Source organism: Mycolicibacterium canariasense (assembly GCF_002101555.1).
Classification (GTDB): Bacteria; Actinomycetota; Actinomycetes; order Mycobacteriales; family Mycobacteriaceae; genus Mycobacterium; species Mycobacterium canariasense.
Genome location: NZ_LQOL01000099.1, coordinates 70985 through 94460 on the forward strand (window position 1 = coordinate 70985; position 23476 = coordinate 94460).

Below are 23476 nucleotides of genomic sequence, written 5' to 3' on the forward strand. Positions count from 1 at the left end.
AGGTTCAACTTTCTGGAGGATTGATGCCTGAAGCCATCGCAGTCCCGGTGTTGTTTGTCAGCGAGCCGATCGTGCTGCCCGGCATGGTCGTGCCCATCGAGCTCGACGAGGCCGCCCGCGCGGCCGTCGAAGCTGCCCAAGCCGCCGCCCAGGCAAACGAGTCCGGGAAACTGCTCATCGCCCCGCGCCTGGACGACCGCTACCCCACCTATGGGGTGATCGCGTCCATCGTGCAGGTCGGCCGGGTTCCCGGTGGCGGCGCTGCCGCCGTGGTGCGTGGCGAGCACCGTGCCCACATCGGTTCCGGTACCACCGGGCCGGGCGCGGCCCTGTGGGTCGAGGTCACCGAGGTGACCGCCACGGACACCACCGACGAGACCAAAGCGCTTGCCGCCGAATACAAGAAGCTGCTGCTGGCCATGCTGCAGCGTCGCGAGGCCTGGCAGATCGTCGACGTGGTCAACAAGATCACCGATCCGTCGCAGCTGGCCGACACGGCCGGGTACGCGTCGTACCTGACCGACGTGCAGAAGCGTCAACTGTTGGAGACCGAGGATGTGGCGGTCCGGTTGCGGCTGCTGATCGAACTGACCGGGGAACACCTGGCCGAGGTCGAGGTCAACGACAAGATCGCCGAGGACGTGCGGGCCGGAATGGACAAGCAGCAGAAGGAATTCCTGCTGCGCCAACAGCTCGCCGCGATCCGCAAGGAACTCGGAGAAGGTGAACCCGAAGGTTCCGACGATTACCGGGCCCGCGTCGAGGCCGCGGACTTGCCGGAGAAGGTCCGCGAGGCCGCTCTGCGCGAGGTCGGCAAGCTCGAGCGGTCCAGTGAGCAGAGCCCGGAGGGCGGCTGGATCCGCACCTGGCTGGACACCGTGCTGGACCTGCCGTGGAACGTCACCACCGAGGACTCGACCGACTTGAAGTCGGCTCGCGAGATCCTGGACGCCGATCACCACGGCCTGGACGACGTCAAGGACCGCATCGTGGAGTACCTGGCGGTGCGGGCGCGGCGCGCCCAGCGCGGTATGGCCGTCGTCGGCGGCCGTGGCTCCGGTGCGGTCATGGTGCTGGCCGGCCCGCCCGGAGTAGGCAAGACCTCGCTGGGTGAATCCGTCGCACGGGCCTTGGGCCGCAAGTTCGTTCGCGTCGCCCTGGGTGGTGTGCGGGACGAGGCCGAGATCCGCGGGCACCGGCGCACCTACGTCGGCGCGCTGCCGGGCCGCATCGTGCGGGCCATCGGCGAGGCGGGGTCGATGAATCCCGTGGTGCTGCTCGACGAGATCGACAAGGTGGGCTCGGACTACCGCGGCGACCCGTCCTCGGCCCTGCTCGAGGTGCTGGATCCGGCGCAGAACCACACGTTCCGCGACCACTACCTGGAGCTGGACCTGGACCTGAGCGACGTGGTGTTCCTGGCGACGGCCAACGTCATCGAGAACATCCCGTCGGCGCTGCTGGACCGCATGGAGTTGATCCAGATCGACGGCTACACCGAGGACGACAAGGTGGCCATCGCCCGGGATTACCTGCTGCCCCGGCAGGCCGAACGAGCGGCGCTGACATCGGAGGACGTCACGCTCAGCGACGCGGCGCTGCGCAAGATCGCCGCGGACTACACCCGCGAACCGGGCGTGCGGCAATTCGAGCGGCTGTTGGCCAAGGCGTTACGCAAGGTCACCACCAAATTGGATTCGACCGACGCCCCGATCGTGATCGACGAGCCGGATCTCGTCGACTACCTGGGCCGTCCGCGGTTCACCCCGGAGTCGAACGAGCGCACCGCGGTGCCGGGCGTGGCGACCGGGCTGGCCGTCACCGGGCTGGGCGGCGACGTCCTCTACATCGAGGCCGGCTCGGTCGATGCCGAACCCGGGTTGAAGCTGACCGGTCAGCTGGGCGACGTGATGAAGGAGTCGGCGCAGATCGCGCTGTCCTATGTGCGCGCCCATGCCGAACAGCTGGGTGTCGACCCGAAGTCGCTGGACCGGCAGATCCACGTGCACGTGCCCGCGGGCGCGGTGCCCAAGGACGGCCCGTCGGCCGGCGTCACGATGGTGACCGCGCTGGTCTCGATGGCCACCGGCCGCCAGGTGCGCGGTGACGTCGGCATGACCGGTGAGGTCACGCTGAACGGCCGGGTGCTGCCCATCGGCGGCGTCAAGCAGAAACTGCTTGCGGCGCAACGGGCCGGGCTGAAGACCGTCTTCATCCCGCAGCGCAACGAGCCCGACCTGGACGACGTGCCCGCCGAAGTGCTGGCCGCGCTGGAGGTCAAGCCGATGACCGACGTGGCCGAGATCGTCGCGCAGGCCCTCGACCCCGTTGGTGTCGCGGCCACCCAGGCCGCGTGACGGCATAATCCCGCGAGCGTGCGCGTTTGTACGGTCTGACACGGTGTGTCGCGTACAAACGCGCACGCTCGCGAGAGGACGAGGATGGACAAGCTCGGGTTCCTGACCATCGGCAGGTTCGACGTGGCCGACCCCGGCCCAGGCATCGAGGAAACCCTGCAGATCATCGAACGGGCCGAGCACCTCGGGTTCGACAGCGTGTGGTTGCGCTGCCGACATTTCCAGCCGGGCATCTCCTCCCCCGTGGCGATCATGGCCGCGGCCAGCCAGCGCACCAGCCGCATCGAGTTGGGCACCGCGGTCATCCCGCTGGGACTGGAGAATCCGATCCGCCTCGCCGAGGACCTGGCCACCGTCGACATCCTGTCCGGCGGCCGGATCAACCCCGGCGTGTCGGTGGGCACCCCGATGAACTACGACCACTACAAGACCGCGCTGTACCCGGATTCCCATGAGGTGCAGGACTTTTCGAAGGAGCGAGTGCTGCGGCTGCTGCGCGCCCTGCGCGGCGAGCCGGTCAGCGATTTCGCCGGCACCGCCGGGATCGAGCAGTTCGTGCGCGAGGTCCAGCCGCACTCCCCCGGCCTGGGCGACCGGGTCTGGTACGGCGGCGGCCACGAGTCGGCGATCTGGGCCGGGCTGCAGGGCATCAACTACCTGACCAGCTCGGTGGTGAGTATCGAGGGCACCGAGTCACGGGACTTCGCCACCATCCAGGCCGAGCACATCGACGCCTACCGCGCACACCATCCGCGACCCGAGAAAGCAAGGGTGTCACAGGGATTGGTGGTCATCCCGACCGACTCGGCCACCGACGACCAGATCCGCCGCTACCGCGAGTATGCGGCGAGCCGGTTCGAGCGCACCAAGACCCCACAGGGGCCCCGCGGGATGCTGTTCTCCCCCGACTACGTCGGCACCTCCGACGAACTCGCCGACCAGTTGTCCGCCCACGCCGGGTTCGTCCGCGCCGACGAGGTGACGTTCGCGTTGCCGTTCACCTTCGCCTCCGAGGACTACGCCCAGATCATCGAGGACATGGCGCAGAGGTTAGGACCGCGCCTGGGCTGGGAACCACCTACGGTATGACCGTGCGGATCGGCACCTCCGGTTGGTCCTATGACCACTGGACTTCGGTGCTGTATCCGCCGGGCACCCCAGTGGCCAAACGGCTGTTCTATTACGTCGGGGAATTCGACACCGTCGAACTCAACGCCAGCTTCTACCGCTGGCCCCGAGACGCCGTCTTCGAGGGCTGGCAACGGCGTCTGCCGGCCGGCTTCACCATGACCGTCAAGGCCCATCGCGGCCTGACCCATTTCCGCCGGCTCCGCAACCCGGAGCCCTGGGTGGATCGTTTCGAGCGGTGCTGGCGGGCGCTGGGCCCACGGCGCGAAGCGCTGCTGGTCCAGCTGCATCCCGAATTGTCCCGCGACGACGCGCTGCTCGACCATTTCCTGACGGTGATGCCGGACCGGATCCCGGTGGCCGTCGAATTCCGGCACGACTCGTGGCACACCGACGACGTGTACACCGTGCTGGAGCGCCACGGCGCCTCCTATGTGGTGACCAGCGGCGCCGGCCTGCCCTGCGTGCCACGGGCGACGAGCCGCCTGGTGTATGTGCGCATGCACGGACCCGATCACGAAAAACTTTATGCGGGTTCGTATTCCGACCATGCCCTGCAGTGGTGGGCGGACCGGATCGAGAACTGGCGCCGGGACGGCCGCGACGTCGTGGTGTACTTCAACAACGACGGCGAGGGCAACGCGGTGTACAACGCCCGTACGCTCAAACGGCTGGTCGGCGTGCAGACCCGCCCTTAAACTCGACCCCATGGTGGTCAACACCCTCAAACACCGCATCGTGCACACCGCCCAGCGCTATCTGGTGAATCCCGTGGGCCGCAAACTCCCGGTCACCATGCTGGAGACCATGGGGCGCACCTCCGGACAGCCCCGGCACACCGCCGTGGGTGGCCGCCTGGTCGACAACGCGTTCTGGCTGGTCTCCGAGCACGGGACGCAGTCGGACTACGTGAAGAACATCAAGGCCAATCCCGCGGTCCGCGTCCGGCTCAACGGGCGCTGGCGCACCGGCACGGCGCACCTGCTGCCCGACGACGACGCCACCGCCCGGCTGGCACAGCTACCCGCACTCAACAGCGCGGTGGTCCGGGTGATGGGCAGCGACCTGCTCACCATTCGCATCGATCTGGACTGAGATGGCCTACGACGAAGATCTGGCCAACCGGATCCGCGAGATCCTGGCCGGCACCGGCAATGTCGACGAAATGCGGATGTTCGGCGGCCTGGCGTTCCTGGTGCAGGGCAACATGGCGGTCGCCGTCAGCGGCCAGGGCGGCCTGATGGTGCGGGTACCACCCGAGGACACCGCGGCATTGCTGACCCGCGAGCATGTCGAGCCCATGGTGATGGCGGGCCGCGAAACCCGCGGGTGGCTGCGCGTGGGCGCCGACGGTGTCCGCACCCAGCGCCAACTCCGGCCGTGGGTGGCCCGCGGGCTGGATTACGCGACGGGACTGCCGGCCAAGAAGCGCCGTTAGCCCGGCGGCGAGAACGGGTATGCCTGGCTCATGTCCGGTGCTCCTGACCTGGCGGCGTGCCTGCTCCGGCAAGCCGGTACCACCTTCGCCGATGAAGCCGGTATCACGCTGCGTGACAAACCCAAACCGCTGTTCCAGCTGCTGATGCTGGCCATGTTGGCCAGCAAGCCGATCGGCGCCGAGGTCGCGATGGCCGCCGCCGCAGAGGTGTTCCGCAGCGGCCTGCGCACGCCCGACGCGGTGCGCGACGCCGACCGCGCGACGATGATCGACGCGTTCGGCCGCGCCGGCTACGCCCGCTACGACGAGAGTTCGGCGACGCGACTCACCGCGCTGGCCACCCGGGTGCGGGACCGCTACGGTGGCGATCTGCGCAGGCTGGCCGAGGAATCCGACGGTGATACCGGGGCGGCCGCCCGCGCATTACAGGAGTTCGACGGCATCGGCCCTACCGGCGCCGATATCTACCTGCGCGAGGTGCAGGACGTATGGCCTTGGGCGCAGCCCTATTTCGATGAACGTGCGGTCGCCGGGGCGCAGCAGGTCGGCCTGCCCACCGAGCCCGCACGGCTGCTCGAGTTGTCCGAGGGGCACCCCGCCCAGTTGGCCGCCGCGCTGGTCCGCGTCGCACTCGACGACGATCTGCGGCGCCGGGTCACCGCCTAGCACCTCCCCACTCAGAAGGAGAACACCATGGCCACCCTTCCCACATTCGTCATCATCGGCGCCGGACTGGCCGGCGCCAAGGCGGCAGAAGCCTTGCGTGGCAACGACTTCGGTGGGCAGATCATCCTGTTCGGCACCGAGGCGCGGCTGCCCTACGAGCGACCACCGTTGTCCAAGGACTATCTGGCCGGCAAAAAGGAATTCGACGAGTTCACCGTGCAGCCCGAAAGCTGGTACCGGGAACACGATGTCGACCTGCGGCTGAACACCACCGTCGCGACCATCGACCGCTCCGCCCACGCCGTCGGCCATTCCGAGGGTAAGCACGAGCATTACGACAAACTCCTGCTGGCCACCGGTTCGGTGGCCCGCCGACCGCCCATCCCGGGCTCCGACGCCGACGGGGTGCACGTACTACGGACCGTCGAGGATGCGGCGGCGCTGCGGTCCCGGCTCACCGACGGCACCCGACTGGCCATCATCGGCGCGGGGTGGATCGGTTTGGAGGTCGCCGCGGGTGCACGCCAGGCCGGTGCCGAGGTCACCGTGGTGGAATCCGCGGATCTGCCGCTCGCCGCGTTGGGGCGCGATGTCGCGCAGGTGTTCGCCGACCTGCATCGCGAGCACGGCGTCGACCTGCGACTCGGCGCCAAGGTCGAGCGGATCAGCACCGAGGGCGATCGCGCGACCGGAGTGCGGCTGGCCGACGGGTCCGGCGTGGACGCCGATCTGGTGCTCGTGGCGGTGGGCGCCCGTCCCAGCATCGAACTCGCCGAGGCGGCGGGCCTGGCGCTGGCCGACGGCGGCGTGGCCGTCGACGCCGCGTTGCGCACCAGCGATCCCGACATCTTCGCCGTGGGGGATATCGCCGCGGCCGAACATCCACTGCTGCACACCCGGATCCGTACCGAGCACTGGGCCAACGCGCTCAAACAACCCGCCGTCGCGGTGGCCGGCATGCTGGACTCGCCCGGTAGCTACGACGAGTTGCCGTACTTCTTCACCGACCAGTACGACCTCGGCATGGAGTATGTCGGCCACGCCCCGCCGGACGCCAAGGTGGTGTTCCGCGGCGACGTGCCCGGCCGCGAGTTCACCGCATTCTGGGTGGACGACGACGACCGCGTGCTGGCCGGCATGAACGTCAACATCTGGGAGGGTCTGGACGACATCAAGGCGATGGTGCGCGGCCGGCAGCCGCTCGGCGACGCCGTCTGAATCACTCCAGGGTGGCCACACCGTCCGCGCCGACCGTCGCCTTGGCACCGGCGATGTCCTCGGTGACGGTCGCCGCGGCTTGCGTGGGATCGGTGATCACGGCCAGCGCCCGGCTGCCCGTGGGCGTGCGCACCGCCAGGAACGTCTTTTCCGCGGTGCCGTCGCGGGTGAACGGCGTGGTCCAGGTTTCCACCGTGCCGACCCCGGCCCACCCGTCCTCGGCCACCACCGTCGGTTCCGCGTCGACGGCCGATTGCACGTCCTCCCAGCGGAACCCGCCGGCCGGTGGCTCGGTGCCGTACACGCCGAAGCTGTGCTTGGTCAGGTAACCACCGTTGGCGCTGACCAGCCCGACGGCGCCGGGCTGCGCGGTGAGCCGTTCGGCCATGGTGGCAATCGAGTGGGAGACATAGTTGTTCCACGGTCCGCCGGCGAACGTCAGCCCGCCGGTGACGGTCAGCGGACGCCGGGCGTCATCGGTGGGCAGTCCGAGTTCGTCGGCCGCGACCTGTACCGCGCACGGGAAGCAGGAGTACAGGTCCACCAGATCGATATCGTCGATCCCACGGCCGGCCAGGTCCAGCACCCGCCGGCCGGCGAGGCGAATGGCCGGTGAGCCGTCGAAGCGGGCCCGCTCCCCGATCAGATACGTGTCGTGGGCATCGGTGCCCGCGTACGGGAACACCCAGTGCTCGCGCGGAATCCGAAGGGCGTCGGCCTTTTCCGCCGAGGTGAGGATCAGGGCTGCGCCTTGGTCGACCATGTTGTTGGAGTTCATCAACTTGGTGTAGGGCCAGCTGATCATCCGGTTGTCCGGTCCCGGCCGCCAGATCTCCTCGGCGGTGCAGGCCGTGCGGTTCCAGGCGTGCGGATTGTCCCGGGCCACCTCGCTGAACCGGGCCCACAGCTGCCCGATTCGGCGGCGGTGCTGCTGCACGGGCTCCCCGGACGCGATGCGCAAGGCCTGCTCGAACATCGGATACACGTAGGCCGGGCGGTCCAACTTGATCCGGATCTCGGTGGGCCCGGCCATCACGAACTCGTCGTCGGCGCCCGGGGGTAGGGGCACCGACTCGTCCTGGATCGTGCCGACCAGCTTTTCGCCTCGCGCGCGCAACCGGGTGCGGCTGCGCCAGGTTTCCCCGCCGGCGATGAGCACCACGTCGTTGCGGCCGCGCTGGATGTCCAGGCAGGCCTGGTTCACCAGCGACTGCGGGACGTTGCCGCCGATGCTGGTGTACCGGGTGAGCGCGCCGGGGGCACCGATCCGCTGCGCCAACAGCAGACCAGGATCGCGGTAGCGCCAGGACAGCAGGTTCACGATGCGCACCGCGTCGACCGATTCCAGGACCCGAGGCCCGGCCGCGGCCCGGGCCGCCCGCTCCATCAGGTCGACCGGTTCGGTGGTGGCGCTCTCCTCGTGCTGGTTGATCTGGCCGTAGCCGACGAGGACCGGAGTGCGTGGATCAAGGGACATAGTTCTATAACTTAGATAGACAACCCTGGCACGTACACTGAGGGGCGATGTCTGACCTCGCCGCGGTGGCCGTACCGGATTCCCCGCCAGCCCACCCGCTGGTGGGCACCCTCGCGGCGCTGCACCACTTCCGCGTCTATGCCGATGTCGCGATCGTCGTCGTGGTGCTGGTCGCCACCAACCTCATCGCCCACTTCACCACCCCGTGGGCCAATATCGCGACGGTGCCCGCCGCGGCCATCGGGTTGGTGGCGCTGGTGCGCGCCCGCGGGCTGGGCTGGTCCGAACTGGGCCTGGGCCGGGAACATTGGCGCTCGGGCGCCGGGTACGCCGCCGCCGCCGTCGGCATCGTGGTGGCCGTGATCGCCGTCGGGGTGGTGTTGCCCTGGACGCGCCCGCTGTTCATGAACAACCACTACGCCACCCTGTCCGGTGCCCTGATCGCCTCGATGATCATCATCCCGCTGCAGACCGTCATCCCCGAAGAACTGGCGTTCCGTGGGGTGCTGCACGGTGCGCTGGACCGGGCCTGGGGTTTTCGCGGGGTGGCCGCCGCCGGCTCGTTGCTGTTCGGACTGTGGCATATCGCCAGCTCACTGGGACTGACCAGCGGTAACGCCGGCTTCACCCACATTTTGGGCGGTGGCGTGTTCGGCATGGTTGCAGGCGTGGTCGGGGCGGTGCTGGCGACGACGGCGGCGGGTTTCGTGTTCACCTGGCTGCGCCGCCGCAGCGGTAGCCTGCTTGCGCCGATCGCACTGCACTGGTCGCTGAACGGGTTGGGCGCGCTGGCTGCGGCCCTGGTCTGGCACGCGACGTTCTAAATCCGGCGCCGGGCCCGGAAGTCCCGGTTCTTCAGCTTGTTCCCGCAGGTGGCCATGTCGCACCAGGTGCCACCGTGGTTGCGGGACCGGTCGTAGAACACCCAGCGGCAGTCCTCGTTCGCGCATGCCTTCAGATGAGCCCAGCTGCCGCCGCACTGGGCATCCTTGACGATCAGGAGCAGGCCCAGCAGCCGGTCCGACATCGAGCTTGCGGCGGGTGCCACCCGGACGTCGCCGGCGCTGCCGACCTCGACCCTGGCCGGCGTGCCGGCCGTCAGCCGGTGCAGCGGTTCCAGCGTGCGGGCGTCCGGCGCGGGTCCGCCGCTGTTGTGGATCACCAACGCCCGCAAGCCTTCCCGCACGGCGACCAGGGTGTCGAGGTCGGCCTCGGTCAGCACCGCACCGGCGGGCAGCAGGCCATGCCGAGCCAGCCACTGAGCATTGCCGGCCGCATCGGCCAACCGGTCCCGCGCGCTCTCCCGGTCCAGCGTGTTGATGAACGCCTGCACCAGGCGTAGCGGCTCCGGCGCCGGCTTCGCCTCGTCGTCTCCGTAATCCGGCATGGCGACAAGCGTACCGATGATGACCAGTGAAATCTATTGACTGGTCATAGATGACCGGTATAGCCTTTTGATAGGTCACGAATGAATGAAGGGGTGGTGACCATGGCGCTATCGATGACGCCGCGCGGATATCAGTCCGCCGGGGCCCGGATCCGGGCCAGAATCTGCGCCGCCCGACTCGACCGGCAGATCGAGGCCGGCACCTGCGACATGGTGACTCCCACGCTCGCGACGCACATCGAGCGGATCACCTCCCGCGCCGAACGCGAAAAGCTGGCCACCGCGTTGCGCATCGCCCAGTCCGCACCGTCGGGCACAGTGGTGTTCCACGTCCCGGTGCATGCGGCGGCAGTGCGCGCCGCCGCCGAGTGGGTCGACGAGCTGATCGGCCGCCTGAGCGGGCCGTCTACCGTTTCGGCCCGCGGTATGGCCCGGCTACGCATCCTGCTCGCCGACGCCCGCGGGCCGCTGTACCGCCCGGGCCCCGGCACCCTGACCGCCGCACTGCGCGGCGTGCTGGCCGCGCTGTGACAAGGGTCAGTCCCGACGGACCAGCCCCACGATCCACAGCAGGATCACCGAACCGAGCACCGCGGTGAACAGGGTGAACCACCAACCCCCGGCAGCCGTGTCGAGGAAGAAACTCAACAGAAATCCGCCGATCAACGCGCCGACGATACCGATCACGATGTTCATCAGGATCCCGGAACCGCCACCCTTGACGAGCTTGCCGGCAATCCAGCCGGCGATCGCCCCGATGATGATGTAACCGATCCACCCCACGCTGGTCAGCGTGGTCGAACGGGCCAGAAAATCGGTCGCAGCAACGACGTCCATGTGCAAGGCCTCCCACCTACCACCGGTAGACCCGGCCCGATTGCCGGGTCACACCTCCGGTGTACCCGCCGCAGGTAACGATCGGACCCGCGAAACGGCCACAGATGTCAGCCTTGCGGCATCATCTCCGGCGGCGCATCGGTCACGGGCACGGGCACACCGACACCCGGGCGGGCCGGCGGCGCGTTCGGGTCCGCCGGCGGCGGTGGCGGAGCATTGGGGTCCGGCTCCGGCGGCGGGGGCGGGCTCCACGGCCGGATCGACTGCGCCAGCGTGACGGCGGCCGCCTTGTCCACCGGGTGATTGGCGGTGCCCAGCCACACCACGAACCACCGCGACGGTGCGCGCTGGCCGCGGGGCACACCGGCCGGTGTCGGCGCTCCGATCACCCCGGCCCAGATCTGGCCGGTGGGTTTGGTGGTGTCGGTGAACTTCACCTCGTAGTACGACGCGGAGCCGGTCAGGTCACCGGCGGCCAACGGCGTGGTCTCCTGGCCGACGCGGGTGCCCGGGAAGGGCATGAAGAACTCACCCATGTCCGAGGCGAGCCGGGCGGCCGCCTTGGCGTTGTCGGACTCGGCCCCGGCGAACAGCTTCAGATCCAGCCGTCCGAGCAGCACGCTGGTGTCATTGGGCGGCTGGGCGGTGCCGCCCTGCGCGGGGGCCGGCTCGGCTGGAGCGCCGGGCTGGATCTTGGTCAGCAACGCCTGGCCGTAGGACAGCTGGGTGGCGTCGGCAACCTTCCAGCCGGCGGGCACCACGTAGCTGAACCCACCGGCCGCGTTGTCCACCCGGCCGGGCTCGGGTGCGGGCGGGGGCGGTGGCGCGTTCGGATCGGGTGGCGGCGCGTTCGGATCGGGTGGCGGCGCATTGGGATCGGCGGGAGCCGGCGGCACCGGCGCGGGAGCCGGCGATGCGGGCGCCGGAGCCGGTGCGGGAGCCGGGGGCGCCGGGACCGGGTCGGCATGAGAAACCGCGATCGGCAGCGTCAGGGCGGCCGCAGCCGCAATCGCCATTGCGGTGGAGAGGCGCTTGCGGTGCGACGGGCGCACGTCCGGCTGGTCCATGGGGAAGAAAATACCGTGTTACAGCCGTGACGCAAGTGTGAGGTGCTCATAAAGTGCTCAGCTGGGAAGTAGCTGCACACAACGAATTTCGTGTAGAGGCGGATAAGCCCCGATTGCTGACCACGCGGGCCCACGACGGCGCCCACCCCGCGGTCCGGGGTGGCTGACATCCGGTATTTCGCCCGCGGCCGGCCCCGTGTTACGGCGCCGGTGAGATGGTGAGTTCCTGCGCCTTGACGGTGAAGAACACCCGTTCCCCTGGCGCCAGGCGCAGATCGGCGGCCGCCTCCGCCGTGATGTCGGCGGCCAATCCCGGCCCACCATCGGGTTGCGGTTCGGCGCGCACCCGGATGGCCGGTCCGCGGCTGTCCAACTCGGCCACCGTCACCTCCACCGCATTGCGCGGACTGCCGTGTGGCGCGTGCCGGTACACCGCCACCGCCGCCGGCGCGAACACCGCGACCGCCGGATCGCCGACGGCGACACTCGGCGCCGGACCGGCGTGCCACTGGGCGCCCCAGTCGGTGTGCAGCGCGCCGTCGGCGCCCAGCCGGCCGCTGACCAGATTCACCCCGGCGAATCGGGCGCCGAACCGACTGCGCGGCGCGGCCAGGATCTGCGCCGCCGGGCCGCTCTCCACGACGCGCCCGGACTCGAGCACCGCCACCCGGTCGGCCAGAGTCACCACGTCGAGCAGGTCATGGGTGACCAGGATCGCCGCGCGCCCGTCACGGGTGAGCACCCGCCGCAGCAGCGCCCGCATCGCGGTGGCCACCGCCACGTCCAGGCCTGTCATCGGCTCATCGAGCAGCAGCACATCGGGATCGGCGGCCAGCGCGCGGGCCAGCGCCACCCGCTGCGCCTGACCGCCGGACAGCTGGGCGGGCATCCGTTCGCCGAGCTCGGCCGCATCCACCTCAGCCAGCCAGCGCCGCGCAACCTCTCGGGAGTCCTTGCGACTCAAGCGCTTTCCACTGCGAGGGCCGAATGCCACGTTGTCCAGCACGCTCAGGTGCGGAAACAGCAACGGCTCTTGCATCAGCAACCCGACCCGGCGGTCATGGGTGGCGATGTGGATACCCGCGGCCCCGTCGACCACCGTGCGCTCCCCCACCAGCACCCTCCCCCGGTCGGGCCGGACGGTGCCGGCCAGCACGTGCAGCAATGTGGATTTCCCCGCCCCGTTGGGGCCCAGGACGGCGAGCACCTCACCGGGGGCCAGCTCGAGGTCGACGTGCACGCCCCGCTCGGCCACCTCGACACCGATCCGCAATCCGGTCACGTCGCCTGCCAGGATGCGGTCCGCAGCCGCCGCGCGCCCAGCCCGAGCACCACCACCGCGGCGACGATCACCAACAGGACCGACAGGGCGACCGCGGCGTCGGCGTCGGTCTCCCGCTGCAGATAGATCTCCAGGGGCAGGGTGCGAGTCACTCCTTCCCGCGATCCCGCGAAGGTCAGCGTCGCCCCGAACTCACCCAGCGAGCGGGCGAAAGCCAACACCGCGCCCGAGACCAGCCCGGGCGCCAGCAGCGGCAGCGTCACCCGGCGCCACACGGTGGTCGGGCGCGCGCCCAGCGTCGCCGCCACCACCTCGTGGTCGGCGCCCACGGTGCGCACCGCCCCCTCCAGGGCGATCACCAGGAACGGCAACGAGACGAACGTCTGGGCCAGCACCACGGCCACGGTGGTGAACGCGATCTGGATACCCACAGCCTCCAGATAGTGGCCGAGCAGCCCGAGCCTGCCGAACGCGTACAGCAGGGCGATGCCGCCCACCACCGGCGGCAACACCAGCGGCAGCAGGATCACCGGGCGCAGCGCGGCGATCGCGCGCGACCGGCTGCGGGCCAGCACCAGCGCCATGGGTACCCCGAGCGCGATGCACAGCAGGGTGCTCGCGGCCGAGGTGCGCAGGCTCAGTCCCAGCGCGGTCAGCGAAGCCGGACTGGTGATCAACGACCCGAACCGCGGCCAGTCGACCTTGACCGCCATGGCCAGCAGTGGCAGTACCACGAACAGGGTTCCCAGTGCCGCGGGCAGGTAGATCCAGCGGGGCAGCCCCATGGCAGAACCCTAGAGCACCCGTGATCACCCCGGGATCACCCCGGACCCGGCGCGGTCACCGCGGCGTGCCTGATTTCACCGCCTAGCTACCGTCCAGTAACGTGGTGCCGATCGGCTGTGTTCAGCGCTGAACAAGGAGGTAATCACATGGAGGTGCTGCTCACCGGCGGCGATACCGAGCTGGGCCGTGTGGTCGCCACCGGCTTCCGCGACGAGGGCCACACCGTGGTGCTCGCGGGCGCACGCCGCGACGACCTCGAAGTGATCGCCAAGGAGCTCGACGTCGACTACGTCGTCGTCGACAACACCGACGCCGCCGGCCTCGAGGCCGCCCGCGCATCCCTGCCGTCCCACCTCGACGCCATCGTCAACGTGCCCGCCCCGCGGGCGCAGGCACGAGACCCCCGCACCTTCACGCTCGCCGACCACGCCGACGCCTGGCGTCAGGCGCTGGACACCACGCTGCTGTCGGCGGTGCTGACCGTCCAGATCCTGGGCGACCAGTTGAGCTCCGGTGGCGCGATCATCAACGTCGTTCCCGGCCACCCGGCCGAGGGCAGCGTCGAGGCCGCCATCAAGGCCGCCCTGTCCAACTGGACAGCGGGCCAGGCCACCCACTTCGGGATCCGCGGCATCACCGTGAACACGGTGGCCACCGGCAAGGGCGCCGAACCCGGTTATGCGGGCGCGGCCAACCCCGCCCCCTCGGTGGCCGACGAGATCACCCGGCTGGCGTTGTTCCTGACCACCCAGTCCGCGCGGCACATCACCGGCCAGACCCTGCACGTCAGCCAGGGCGCACTCGCCGACTTCGGCTGAATATTCCCGCGTTCGCCCGAAGCTAAACGGGGTGCATACTCCGTTTAGGTGTGGTTACGTGAGTCGCGTGACGATTCGACTCGGACTCCAGATCCCCAACTTCTCCTACGGCACAAGCGTTTCCGAACTCTTCCCGACCGTCATCGCGCAGGCACGCGAGGCGGAGCAGGCGGGATACGACTCCGTCTTCGTGATGGACCACCTCTACCAACTCCCCGGCATCGGTGCGCCCGAGGAACCGATGCTCGAGGCCTACACCGCCCTCGGTGCGCTGGCCACCGCGACTGAGAAGGTGCAGCTGGGCACCCTGGTCACCGGCAACACCTACCGCAACCCGGCCCTGCTGGCCAAGGAGATCACCACACTGGACGTGATCAGCCAGGGTCGCGCCATCCTGGGCATCGGCACCGGCTGGTTCGAACTCGAGCACGACAGCCTCGGCTATGAGTTCGGCACCTTCACCGAGCGATTCAAGAAGCTCGGCGAGGCACTCGAGATCATCCTGCCGATGCTCAAGGGCGACCGGGTCACCTTCGACGGTGAGTACTACCGCACCAAGGAAGCCTTCGCCATTCCCCGCTTCCGCGACCACATTCCGCTGATGATCGGCGGCAGCGGCGAGAAGAAGACCATCCCGTTGGCCGCGCGGCACTTCGACCACCTCAACATCATCGCCGGCTTCGACGAGCTGCCCCGCAAGGTGGCCGTCGTCAAGGAGAACTGCGAGAAGATCGATCGCGACCCGGCCACGCTGGAGACCAGTGTGCTGGCCGTCGCGTTGATCGGTGAGCAGTACACCGCGGACGTCGTCCCCGACGAGTTCAAGCAGCAGGCGGTGTACGGCCGGCCCGAGCAGGTGGCCGAGCAGCTCAAGGAGAAGGTGTACGACGCCGGTGTCGACGGTGTCATCCTGAGCGCGTACACCGTCGGCGGGTACACGCCGGGCGGCGTTGCCGCGGTGGGTGAAGCTCTGCGGCCGGTGATCGCCGGATGAACAGGTAAACATTGAGTACGGTGCGCCATCTCACCGCACTGGTGAGATGGCCACCGACTACCCTAGAGGTTGTATTGACAAAGTACGTCCGCTAGGAGCAGCAATGAGCCACCCCGGCGCTACGGCAACGGATCGGCATAAGGTCGTCATCATCGGGTCGGGATTCGGCGGTTTGAACGCCGCCCAGGCGCTCAAGAACGCCGATGTCGACATCAAGCTGATCGCACGTACGACGCATCACCTTTTCCAGCCGCTGCTGTACCAGGTGGCCACCGGCATCATCTCCGAAGGCGAGATCGCCCCGCCCACCCGGCTGATCCTGCGTAAACAGCACAACGCCCAGGTTCTGCTCGGCGATGTCACCCACGTCGACCTGGAAAGCCAGACCGTCGACTCGGTGCTGCTCGGCCACACCTACCGCACGCCGTACGACACGTTGATCCTGGCGGCCGGCGCCGGGCAGTCCTATTTCGGCAACGACCACTTCGCCGAGTGGGCACCGGGCATGAAGACCATCGACGACGCCCTGGAGCTGCGCGGCCGCATCCTGGGCTCGTTCGAGCAGGCCGAGCGGTCCAGTGATCCCGAGCGCCGCAAGAAGCTGCTCACCTTCGTCGTCGTCGGCGCCGGACCCACCGGTGTCGAGATGGCCGGCCAGATCCAGGAGCTCTCCGACCAGACCCTCAAGGGCAGCTTCCGGCACATCGATCCGACCGAGGCGCACGTCATCCTGCTCGACGCCGCGCCGGCGGTGCTGCCGCCGATGGGTGAGAAGCTCGGCCTCAAGGCCAAGGAGCGGCTGGAGAAGATGGGCGTCGAGATCCAGCTCAACGCCATGGTCACCGATGTCGACCGCAACGGCATCACGGTGAAGGACAAGGACGGCACCATCCGCCGCATCGAATCGGCGTGCAAGGTGTGGTCGGCCGGTGTCCAGGCCAGCCCACTCGGCAAGGACCTCGCGGCCCAATCGGAGACCGAGATCGACCGCGCCGGCCGGGTGATCGTCAACCCTGACCTGTCGATCCCCGGGCACCCCAACGTGTTCGTGATCGGCGACATGGCTTTCGTCCCCGGTGTGCCGGGCATGGCGCAGGGCGCGATCCAGGGCGGCAAGTATGTCGCGGCGATCATCAAGAACGAGGACAAGGCCCGCCAGCACGGCACCAAGCCCAAGCCGCGCGAACCGTTCAAGTACTTCGACAAGGGCTCGATGGCCACCGTCTCGAAGTGGAACGCCGTGGCCCAGATCCCGCTCGGCGAGAAGACCAAGTTCGAGTTCGGCGGGTTCTTCGCCTGGCTGGCCTGGCTCGGGCTGCACCTGATCTATTTGGTCGGTTTCAAGACCAAGGTGGCCACGCTGCTGTCCTGGGCGGTGACGTTCCTGAGCCGCCAGCGCGGCCAGCTGACCATCACCGAACAGCAGGCCTACGCCAGGACCAGGATCGAGGAGCTCCAGGAGATCGCCGCCGCCGTCGAACAGGACCGGGCGAGCTGACTCCTCAGAGTCGCTCGCCCTGCCACGTCGCCAGGCAGCCACCCGCGGCGAGTTCGAGAACCATGCCCTGGCTCTCGAAACTCGTTTGCGGGTACCGCAATTCACTGATGCAGGCGCGGGGGCTGCCGAGGTCGTCGTCGGCCACCGTCCCGCCGCCGAGCTCGACGCGGTGCCGCAGCAGCGGCGTGCCGTCGACGTCGGCGTGCAAGGCGCCCGACCAGTAGCCCTGCGACTCGCCCGTGCGGCCGATCTGGACGCTTTCCCGCACCCTGGCCCGGCCCCCGCTCCCCAACCGCAGCCGCGTGCCGGTCAGGTGGCGGGAGCCGCCGGCGACCACGGTCGGTTCGACATCGAGGTCCAGTTCGCCGTCGACCTCCAGGTCCCAGGAACTGTGCGATTCCACGGTGGTCGCCCCGGGCAGTACCACGGTGGCCGCCGCCGAACGCACCCGCAGCCGGGCCCCGGCCTCGACCACGATCCGGATGGCGATGGCATCCCCGCCCAGTGGCGTGGCGGCCGCCGAGATCAGGTGCACGGTGTCGGGTCGGGTGCGCCGGGCCGCCAGTCCCCCGCTGCATTCGATGCGCGGGCTTCGGCCGGGTGCGGCCACCAACAGGACGTCGGAACGCACGGCGTCAGCCCGAGACCGGCACCCGCAGCTGCTCGTGCACCCACTGCAGCACCGGCCCCGCCGTCGGATCCTCGGTCAGCGAGATGAGCACGAACGGCCGGCCGTCGCGCACCTTGGCCGAGTCGCGACGCATGACGTCCAGGTCGGCGCCGACCAGCGGGGCCAGATCGGTCTTGTTGATCACCAACAGATCCGAGAACGTCACGCCCGGCCCACCCTTGCGCGGCACCTTGTCACCACCGGCCACGTCGACGACGAAGATCTGCACGTCGATGAGGCCGGACGAGAAGGTGGCGGTCAGGTTGTCGCCACCGGACTCCACGAGGATGAGATCGAGAGCCGGGTTGGCCTCGATCAGATCGTCGATGGCATCGAGATTGGCGGTGATGTCGTCGCGGATGGCGGTGTGCGGGCAACCGCCGGTCTGTACCGCGGCGATCCGTTCGTCGGGCAGCACCGCGTGCCGGCGCAGGAAGTCGGCGTCCTCGGTGGTGTAGATGTCGTTGGTCAGCACGGCCAGCGACAGTTCGTCGCGAAGCTGCCGGCACAGCGCGGCGGTCAGCGCGGTCTTGCCGGAACCGACCGGTCCGCCGATGCCGATGCGCAGCGGCTCCCCCGGCCGTCGGACCCGCTTGGGCCGGTCGGTGTGGGAGTGCGGCTGGCCGTCAATGAAATGTGGTGGCATATCGGTCCTTTTCAGCTCTGGAACTCATGAGACAAATAGCGGCCGCTCACGTGCCGCGTGGTCCTGGGCCAGCACGTCGAGCAGCGGGTCGGACAAGTCGGCGAGTTCCTTGACCGCCGCCGCGGCGGTCTGCTCGCACAGCGGGGAGAGTTCGAAGGTCAGGGCCGCGACATCGGCGGGATCCAGCGCCAGCAGTCGCTGCGCGGCCGTCGCCGAGCCGGTCATCGTCGTGTACACCATCGACAACGCGGTGTGCTCGGGCGCCACCGCACTGGCCAGACCGACCGCGCCGGCGGCCACCGCGAGATGGGGTTTGGCGCCCAGCGGCACCCAATCATGTTCCGGCCACACCCGTTTGGCCAGCCTGACCAGTCCGCGCCCCTGGGCCCGCGAAGCGGCCCGGGCGGCCGGCGCCGGGGTGCGGGCATCGGTCTCGGCGTCGGCCGTCGCGACGGACAACGTGCCGGTGTGCACGGCGGCCGCCACGGATGCGGTGACCAGCCCCTGGGTGCGGATCCGGCGGCACAGAAAAGCCCGCAGGCTCGCCAGGCCGGTGACCAGCCCGGCGGTGATCGCCTCCTCCATCCCGCCGGAGTGCACGTGCCCGCCGGTCGGTAAGCGCGAATCCGCCAGGGCCAGCAGCGTTGCCAGGCCCGCTGGCGAGCGAAGCGACGGGGGCTGTATCACTGGCGAGCGAAGCGACGGGGGCTGTATCACTGGCGAGCGAAGCGACGGGGAGTCGAGATTCATCAGAACAGGAAGTAGCGCTGCGCCATCGGGAGTTCCGCAGCGGGCTGTTCGGCCCAGACGTCCCCGTCGATGCGCACGGTGAAGGTGTCCGGGTCCACTTCGATGCGCGGCAGCGCGTCGTTGTGCGGCATGTCCGATTTACCGATCTGGCGAACGTTCTTGACCGCCACCAGTTTCCGCCGGATGTCCAGGCGGTCGGCCAGTCCGTCCTCCAGGGCCGCCGGCGCGACGAAGTGCACCGAGGTGGCCGCGGCTGCGGCCGGGGTGGCACCGAACATCGGGCGCGGAAGCACCGGCTGCGGGGTGGGAATCGAGGCGTTGGCGTCGCCCATCGCCGCCCAGGCGATCATGCCGCCTTTGAGCACTGCGTGGGGGCGCACCCCGAAGAACGCCGGCTCCCACAACACCAGGTCGGCCAGCTTGCCGACCTCGACCGAGCCGATCTCGTGGTCGAGACCGTGGGCGACCGCGGGGCAGATCGTGTACTTGGCGACATAGCGCTGGGCGCGGTTGTTGTCGGCGCCGGTGTCGCCTGCCAAGAAGCCGCGGCGTTTCTTCATCACGTGCGCGGTCTGCCAGGTACGCAGCACCACCTCGCCGATCCGGCCCATCGCCTGCGCGTCGCTGCCGATCATCGAGATCGCGCCGATATCGTGCAGCAGGTCCTCGGCGGCGATCGTCGAGGGGCGAATCCGGCTCTCCGCGAACGCCAGATCCTCGGGGATGCTGGGATTCAGGTGGTGGCACACCATGAGCATGTCGAGGTGCTCGTCGAGGGTGTTGACCGTGTGCGGGCGGGTCGGATTGGTGGAACTGGGCAGCACGTTCGGGTGCGAGGCGACGGTGATGATGTCGGGTGCGTGGCCGCCTCCGGCGCCTTCGGTGTGATAGGCGTGGATACCGCGACCCTTGATGGCAGCCAGCGTGTCCTCGACGAATCCGGCCTCGTTGAGGGTGTCGGTGTGGATGTTGGCCTGCACACCGGCCGCCTCGGACACCGTCAGGCAGGCGTCGATGGCCGCCGGCGTGGTACCCCAGTCCTCGTGCAGTTTGAATCCCGCTGCGCCGCCGCGTAATTGCTCCCACATGGCCTCGGCGCTGACGGTATTGCCCTTACCCAGCAGGGCGACGTTGAGCGGCCAGGAGTCCAGCGACTCCAGCATCCGGGCCAGATGCCAGGAGCCCGGGGTCACGGTGGTGGCCTTGCTGCCCTCGGCCGGTCCGGTGCCGCCGGCGACGATGGTGGTGATGCCGCCGCCGAGGGCTTCCTCCATGATCTGCGGGCAGATCAGGTGCACGTGGCAGTCGATGGCGCCGGCGGTGACGATGCGGCCGTTCCCGGCGATGATCTCGGTGGACGGGCCAACGACGAGGTCGGGGTGCACCCCGGACATGATGTCGGGATTACCGGCCTTGCCGATCGCGACGATGCGCCCGTCACGAATGCCGATGTCGGCCTTGATGATTCCCCAGTAATCGAGGATGACCGCACCGGTGATGACGGTGTCGGGGGCGCCGTCGGCCCTGGTCGCCCGGGACTGCCCCATCGATTCGCGCAGCACCTTGCCGCCGCCGAAGACGGCCTCGTCGCCGGCCAGGCCCGGCCCGCCGCTGCGATCCTCGGTGATCTCGACGAGCAGGTCGGTGTCGGCCAACCGGATCCGGTCGCCGGTGGTGGGGCCGAACAGGGCCGCGTAGCGGTCACGGGACAGGGAGGTCACTGGGGCGGGTCCAATCTGCCGGGCGGATTCAGCGACAACCCGTGGACCTCACGGGTGCCGCTCAGCGGGACCAGTGAGACCCGCTGGGCGATACCGGGTTCGAAGCGCACGGCGGTGCCCGCCGGGATGTCGAGGCGATGCCCGTGCGCGGCGGCGCGGTCGAAGTCGAGCGCGGCATTGGCCTGCGGCAGGTGCACGTGACTACCCACCTGCACCGGACGGTCGCCGGTGTTCACCACATCCAGCACCACGCGCGGCGCACCGGCGTTGAGCGCGATTTCGCCCTCGCCGTAGAAGATTTCGCCGGGCACGATCGGCGCGCGGTCCGCCTCCGGCTGCTGGCTGGTCATCGGCGCCTCACGGGATCGGGTGGTGGACGGTGACGAGCTTGGTGCCGTCCGGGAACGTGGCCTCGACCTGCACGTCGTGCAGCATCTCCGGAACGCCGGCCATCACCTGGTCGCGGGTCAGCACATCGCGGCCGCTGACCATCAGCTCGGCGACCGACCGCCCGTCGCGGGCGCCCTCCAAGATGTGATCGGTGATGAGCGCGACGGCCTCGGGATGGTTGAGTTTCAACCCACGGGCCTGGCGGCGACGAGCCAGGTCCGCGGCGTAGGAGATCAGCAACCGCTCTTGTTCATGCGGCGTTAAACGCATAGTGCGCGATATTGCCACGGCCCGCTGCATTAAGCAGCACGTACGCCTGCCCGCTGTGTCTAACCGTCTGTGTCTAACCGTCTGTGTCTTAACCGTCTGTGTCTTAACCGTCGATGTTCTGCAACCGGACCTGGCCGCGCGCGACGAGGCGATCGTCCTCGTCGGTGATGGTGATCAGCCACAGCTGCTGACGGCGGCCGCGGTGGACCGGCTCGGAGACGGCCGTCACCGTGCCGCTCTTGATGGCGCGCAGGAAGTCGGTGTTGTTGTTCACGCCCACGACGGTGCCGCCGCCGTGCTCGCTGAGCCAGACGTGCCCGCACACACTGGCCAGGCTTTCCACGATGGCGCAGTACACCCCGCCGTGCACGATCCCCCAGGGCTGCAGCACCTTGTCGGTGATGGTCAGCTGGGCTCGCCCGCCGTCCGGCGTGACGTCCAGATACTTCAGTCCCAGTTCGGCATCGAAGCCCTTGCCGAGATCGGCGAGTTCAGGTGCGGTCACAGCACTGATGTTTACACGCGGGATCGACCATAAGAGCGGGCGGGCCCCGCGCTGTTGCGCGGGACCCGCCCTTCGAGTGGACCGGGGGTCTCTGCAGCCCTCAGGACTCCGGCTCGGTCCGTTAGCCTCGCACCTAGAGAGTAGGCAAGGCTTGCCTAATTTAGCAAGACCTTCCCCATCGGGATCCGGCCCGTGCCGCGAACCGGCAGCCCGAATCCCACCAGTGCATCGAGGATCGCCTGGCTGCGGCGCATGCTCGTCAGCTCGCTGGAGCCGGCCAGCAGCGGCACCTGGGTGGCGGCGCCGACCACGGCCGCCCCCACCACGTTCCACATCGCGGCAACCGACATCACGCCGTCGGTGACCTCGTGGAGCTTGGCGAACAACGGCGCCAACGCGCGATGGCTGCGATGGGCCACCCACGTCGTCAGCGCCGCCTCACTGGGCAGCGCGACGATCCCGTCGCGAGTGGTGCGCACGGTGCCCACGCTGGCGCGGGTGGCCAGGTGCGGGTCGTCGGGCAGCGCCCGCAGTGTCGGATCCACCACACCGACCCAGTCGATGGCACCTTCGGAGTCGACGTGTACCCAGAGGTTCTCCAGGCCGGTATCCCAGGCCCGGCCCTCCAGCACGATCAGCGGCACCACCCGGCCGACCACGACGTGCGCCAGCGTGGCGGCCAATTGCTGGGCCACGGCGGCGTGACTGTCGGTCTCGGCGATCGCGATGTCGAACATGGTGCGCAGTCGGTCGGTGGTGAGCACCTCGGCCAGCGGCCACCAGCGCCTCCGGGACAGATCGCCCATCACCGCGACGCCGTACACGCGCGGACATTCGGGATACAACTCGCGAAGCCGCCGGCTCGACTCGTGTAGCGGTAGGGCCCGCCGAATCGACATCCGGGCAATCAGCGGGTCGTCGATCACGACCGTCATCCGCACCTCCTCGATCAGTTAGGTTAGCCTTACTATAGTCACGGTGGCCACGGCGGCCAAAACCTGTGACTCGACTCACAGACAACCCAGAAAGGCACGTTGACCGGGAACGAAGGGCACGCACTCGCACGTTGGACCGGTCACGGAAACTCGATACGACGCACGGTAGTAAGCGCGTGTAGGCTTCATTTATTGCTCAGGAGATGAACGGGATATGGCCAAGTTGACGCGGCTCGGGGAACTCGAGCGTGAGGTGATGGATCACCTCTGGACCTCGTCCGAGCCGCAGACGGTGCGGCAGGTACACGAGGCGTTGGCAGCACGCCGAGACCTCGCCTACACGACGATCATGACGGTGCTGCAGCGGCTCGCGAAGAAGAATCTGGTGGTCCAGCACCGCGACGACCGGGCACACCGCTATGCCCCCACCCACGGCCGCGACGAGCTGGTGGCCGGCCTCATGGTCGACGCCCTGGATCAGGCCGCCGACTCCGGAAGTCGGGAGGCCGCGCTGGTGCACTTCGTCGAGCGCGTCGGCGCCGACGAGGCCGCCGCGCTGCGCCGCGCGCTGGCCGAGTTGGAGGCCAAGCACCAGATCGCGCCGCCCGCTGGTAATTCGGCCACCAGCTGAGGGAC

At 69.0% G+C, this 23476-nt stretch carries 27 protein-coding genes; 13 read left to right on the forward strand and 14 right to left on the reverse strand.

Annotation, left to right across the window (positions count from 1 at the left end; genetic code table 11):
* Nucleotides 1–23: 23 nt before the first annotated feature.
* From lon to AWB94_RS31735, 7 genes are all read left to right on the forward strand, one after another.
* Nucleotides 24–2357: an endopeptidase La gene (lon, locus tag AWB94_RS31705; RefSeq protein ID WP_062656986.1), complete on the forward strand. Its 2334-nt coding sequence runs from the start codon at nt 24–26 to the stop codon at nt 2355–2357.
* 84 nt (nt 2358–2441) lie between these two features.
* Nucleotides 2442–3446 carry an LLM class flavin-dependent oxidoreductase gene (locus tag AWB94_RS31710; protein WP_062656985.1) on the forward strand — a complete coding sequence of 335 codons (1005 nt, stop codon included), beginning with the start codon at nt 2442–2444 and terminating at the stop codon, nt 3444–3446.
* The gene (locus AWB94_RS31715; RefSeq protein ID WP_062656984.1) at nt 3443–4183 is read left to right on the forward strand and encodes a DUF72 domain-containing protein; all 741 of its coding nucleotides are present in this window, start codon (nt 3443–3445) and stop codon (nt 4181–4183) included. The genes AWB94_RS31710 and AWB94_RS31715 overlap by 4 nt, the downstream gene beginning before the upstream one ends.
* Before the next feature lie 10 nt (nt 4184–4193).
* Complete coding sequence (locus tag AWB94_RS31720; RefSeq protein ID WP_062656983.1) at nt 4194–4580, forward strand: nitroreductase/quinone reductase family protein; 387 nt, start codon at nt 4194–4196, stop codon at nt 4578–4580.
* Between the two features lies 1 nt (nt 4581).
* The gene (locus AWB94_RS31725; RefSeq protein WP_062656982.1) at nt 4582–4923 is read left to right on the forward strand and encodes a TfoX/Sxy family protein; all 342 of its coding nucleotides are present in this window, start codon (nt 4582–4584) and stop codon (nt 4921–4923) included.
* A gap of 30 nt (nt 4924–4953) precedes the next feature.
* Nucleotides 4954–5589, forward strand: coding sequence for a hypothetical protein (locus AWB94_RS31730; protein WP_062656981.1), 636 nt, complete (start codon nt 4954–4956; stop codon nt 5587–5589).
* A gap of 27 nt (nt 5590–5616) precedes the next feature.
* The gene (locus tag AWB94_RS31735) at nt 5617–6807 is read left to right on the forward strand and encodes an NAD(P)/FAD-dependent oxidoreductase (protein ID WP_062656980.1); all 1191 of its coding nucleotides are present in this window, start codon (nt 5617–5619) and stop codon (nt 6805–6807) included.
* A 1-nt stretch (nt 6808) separates the two neighbouring features.
* Here the strand turns inward: AWB94_RS31735 and AWB94_RS31740 are convergent, their stop codons facing one another.
* Nucleotides 6809–8284 carry an acetyl-CoA acetyltransferase gene (locus AWB94_RS31740; RefSeq protein ID WP_062656979.1) on the reverse strand — a complete coding sequence of 492 codons (1476 nt, stop codon included), beginning with the start codon at nt 8282–8284 and terminating at the stop codon, nt 6809–6811.
* Nucleotides 8285–8331: 47 nt separating this feature from the next.
* Between AWB94_RS31740 and AWB94_RS31745 the strand changes: the two genes are divergently transcribed.
* Nucleotides 8332–9108 (forward strand): CPBP family intramembrane glutamic endopeptidase, encoded by a 777-nt coding sequence (locus tag AWB94_RS31745; protein WP_062656978.1) that lies wholly within the window; start codon nt 8332–8334, stop codon nt 9106–9108.
* Here the strand turns inward: AWB94_RS31745 and AWB94_RS31750 are convergent.
* On the reverse strand, nt 9105–9671 hold the full coding sequence (locus AWB94_RS31750; protein WP_062656977.1) for a CGNR zinc finger domain-containing protein: 567 nt from the start codon (nt 9669–9671) through the stop codon (nt 9105–9107). The genes AWB94_RS31745 and AWB94_RS31750 overlap by 4 nt on opposite strands.
* A gap of 102 nt (nt 9672–9773) precedes the next feature.
* On the opposite strand from AWB94_RS31750, the gene AWB94_RS31755 reads away from it, so the two are divergent.
* Nucleotides 9774–10202, forward strand: coding sequence for a hypothetical protein (locus AWB94_RS31755; RefSeq protein WP_064961307.1), 429 nt, complete (start codon nt 9774–9776; stop codon nt 10200–10202).
* 6 nt (nt 10203–10208) lie between these two features.
* Here AWB94_RS31755 and AWB94_RS31760 read toward each other — a convergent pair whose 3' ends face one another.
* The 4 genes from AWB94_RS31760 to AWB94_RS31775 form a co-directional block, all read right to left on the reverse strand.
* Entirely contained in the window at nt 10209–10508 is a 300-nt protein-coding gene (locus AWB94_RS31760; protein ID WP_062656975.1) for a GlsB/YeaQ/YmgE family stress response membrane protein, read from the reverse strand.
* Between the two features lie 107 nt (nt 10509–10615).
* Nucleotides 10616–11575: an APA family fibronectin-binding glycoprotein gene (locus AWB94_RS31765; RefSeq protein ID WP_062656974.1), complete on the reverse strand. Its 960-nt coding sequence runs from the start codon at nt 11573–11575 to the stop codon at nt 10616–10618.
* A gap of 199 nt (nt 11576–11774) precedes the next feature.
* Nucleotides 11775–12857: a sulfate/molybdate ABC transporter ATP-binding protein gene (locus AWB94_RS31770; RefSeq protein WP_062656973.1), complete on the reverse strand. Its 1083-nt coding sequence runs from the start codon at nt 12855–12857 to the stop codon at nt 11775–11777.
* Complete coding sequence (locus AWB94_RS31775) at nt 12854–13642, reverse strand: ABC transporter permease (RefSeq protein ID WP_062656972.1); 789 nt, start codon at nt 13640–13642, stop codon at nt 12854–12856. The genes AWB94_RS31770 and AWB94_RS31775 overlap by 4 nt, the downstream gene beginning before the upstream one ends.
* A 147-nt stretch (nt 13643–13789) precedes the next feature.
* Here AWB94_RS31775 and AWB94_RS31780 point away from each other — a divergent pair, with 147 nt between their 5' ends.
* The 3 genes from AWB94_RS31780 to AWB94_RS31790 all read left to right on the forward strand — a co-directional run bounded on the left by AWB94_RS31780 (nt 13790) and on the right by AWB94_RS31790 (nt 16953).
* Nucleotides 13790–14461 (forward strand): SDR family oxidoreductase, encoded by a 672-nt coding sequence (locus tag AWB94_RS31780; protein WP_062656971.1) that lies wholly within the window; start codon nt 13790–13792, stop codon nt 14459–14461.
* Nucleotides 14462–14528: 67 nt separating this feature from the next.
* Nucleotides 14529–15455, forward strand: coding sequence for an LLM class F420-dependent oxidoreductase (locus AWB94_RS31785; protein ID WP_062656970.1), 927 nt, complete (start codon nt 14529–14531; stop codon nt 15453–15455).
* A gap of 103 nt (nt 15456–15558) precedes the next feature.
* Complete coding sequence (locus AWB94_RS31790; RefSeq protein ID WP_062656969.1) at nt 15559–16953, forward strand: type II NADH:quinone oxidoreductase Ndh; 1395 nt, start codon at nt 15559–15561, stop codon at nt 16951–16953.
* A 4-nt stretch (nt 16954–16957) separates the two neighbouring features.
* Here the strand turns inward: AWB94_RS31790 and AWB94_RS31795 are convergent, their stop codons facing one another.
* From AWB94_RS31795 to AWB94_RS31830, 8 genes are all read right to left on the reverse strand, one after another.
* Complete coding sequence (locus AWB94_RS31795) at nt 16958–17584, reverse strand: urease accessory protein UreD (RefSeq protein ID WP_062656968.1); 627 nt, start codon at nt 17582–17584, stop codon at nt 16958–16960.
* A gap of 4 nt (nt 17585–17588) precedes the next feature.
* Entirely contained in the window at nt 17589–18269 is a 681-nt protein-coding gene (gene ureG, locus AWB94_RS31800) for an urease accessory protein UreG (RefSeq protein ID WP_062656967.1), read from the reverse strand.
* Nucleotides 18270–18293: 24 nt separating this feature from the next.
* Nucleotides 18294–18920, reverse strand: coding sequence for an urease accessory protein UreF (locus AWB94_RS31805; protein ID WP_062657055.1), 627 nt, complete (start codon nt 18918–18920; stop codon nt 18294–18296).
* A gap of 98 nt (nt 18921–19018) precedes the next feature.
* Entirely contained in the window at nt 19019–20740 is a 1722-nt protein-coding gene (locus AWB94_RS31810; RefSeq protein ID WP_062656966.1) for an urease subunit alpha, read from the reverse strand.
* Nucleotides 20737–21054 carry an urease subunit beta gene (locus AWB94_RS31815; protein WP_062657054.1) on the reverse strand — a complete coding sequence of 106 codons (318 nt, stop codon included), beginning with the start codon at nt 21052–21054 and terminating at the stop codon, nt 20737–20739. The genes AWB94_RS31810 and AWB94_RS31815 overlap by 4 nt, the downstream gene beginning before the upstream one ends.
* A gap of 43 nt (nt 21055–21097) precedes the next feature.
* The gene (locus tag AWB94_RS31820) at nt 21098–21400 is read right to left on the reverse strand and encodes an urease subunit gamma (RefSeq protein ID WP_024453684.1); all 303 of its coding nucleotides are present in this window, start codon (nt 21398–21400) and stop codon (nt 21098–21100) included.
* A gap of 103 nt (nt 21401–21503) precedes the next feature.
* A complete protein-coding gene (locus AWB94_RS31825; protein WP_062656965.1) occupies nt 21504–21905 on the reverse strand; it encodes a PaaI family thioesterase in 402 nt (133 codons plus the stop codon).
* 155 nt (nt 21906–22060) lie between these two features.
* Nucleotides 22061–22840: a hypothetical protein gene (locus AWB94_RS31830; protein ID WP_062656964.1), complete on the reverse strand. Its 780-nt coding sequence runs from the start codon at nt 22838–22840 to the stop codon at nt 22061–22063.
* A gap of 214 nt (nt 22841–23054) precedes the next feature.
* Between AWB94_RS31830 and AWB94_RS31835 the strand changes: the two genes are divergently transcribed.
* A complete protein-coding gene (locus tag AWB94_RS31835; protein ID WP_062656963.1) occupies nt 23055–23471 on the forward strand; it encodes a BlaI/MecI/CopY family transcriptional regulator in 417 nt (138 codons plus the stop codon).
* Nucleotides 23472–23476: the final 5 nt, after the last annotated feature.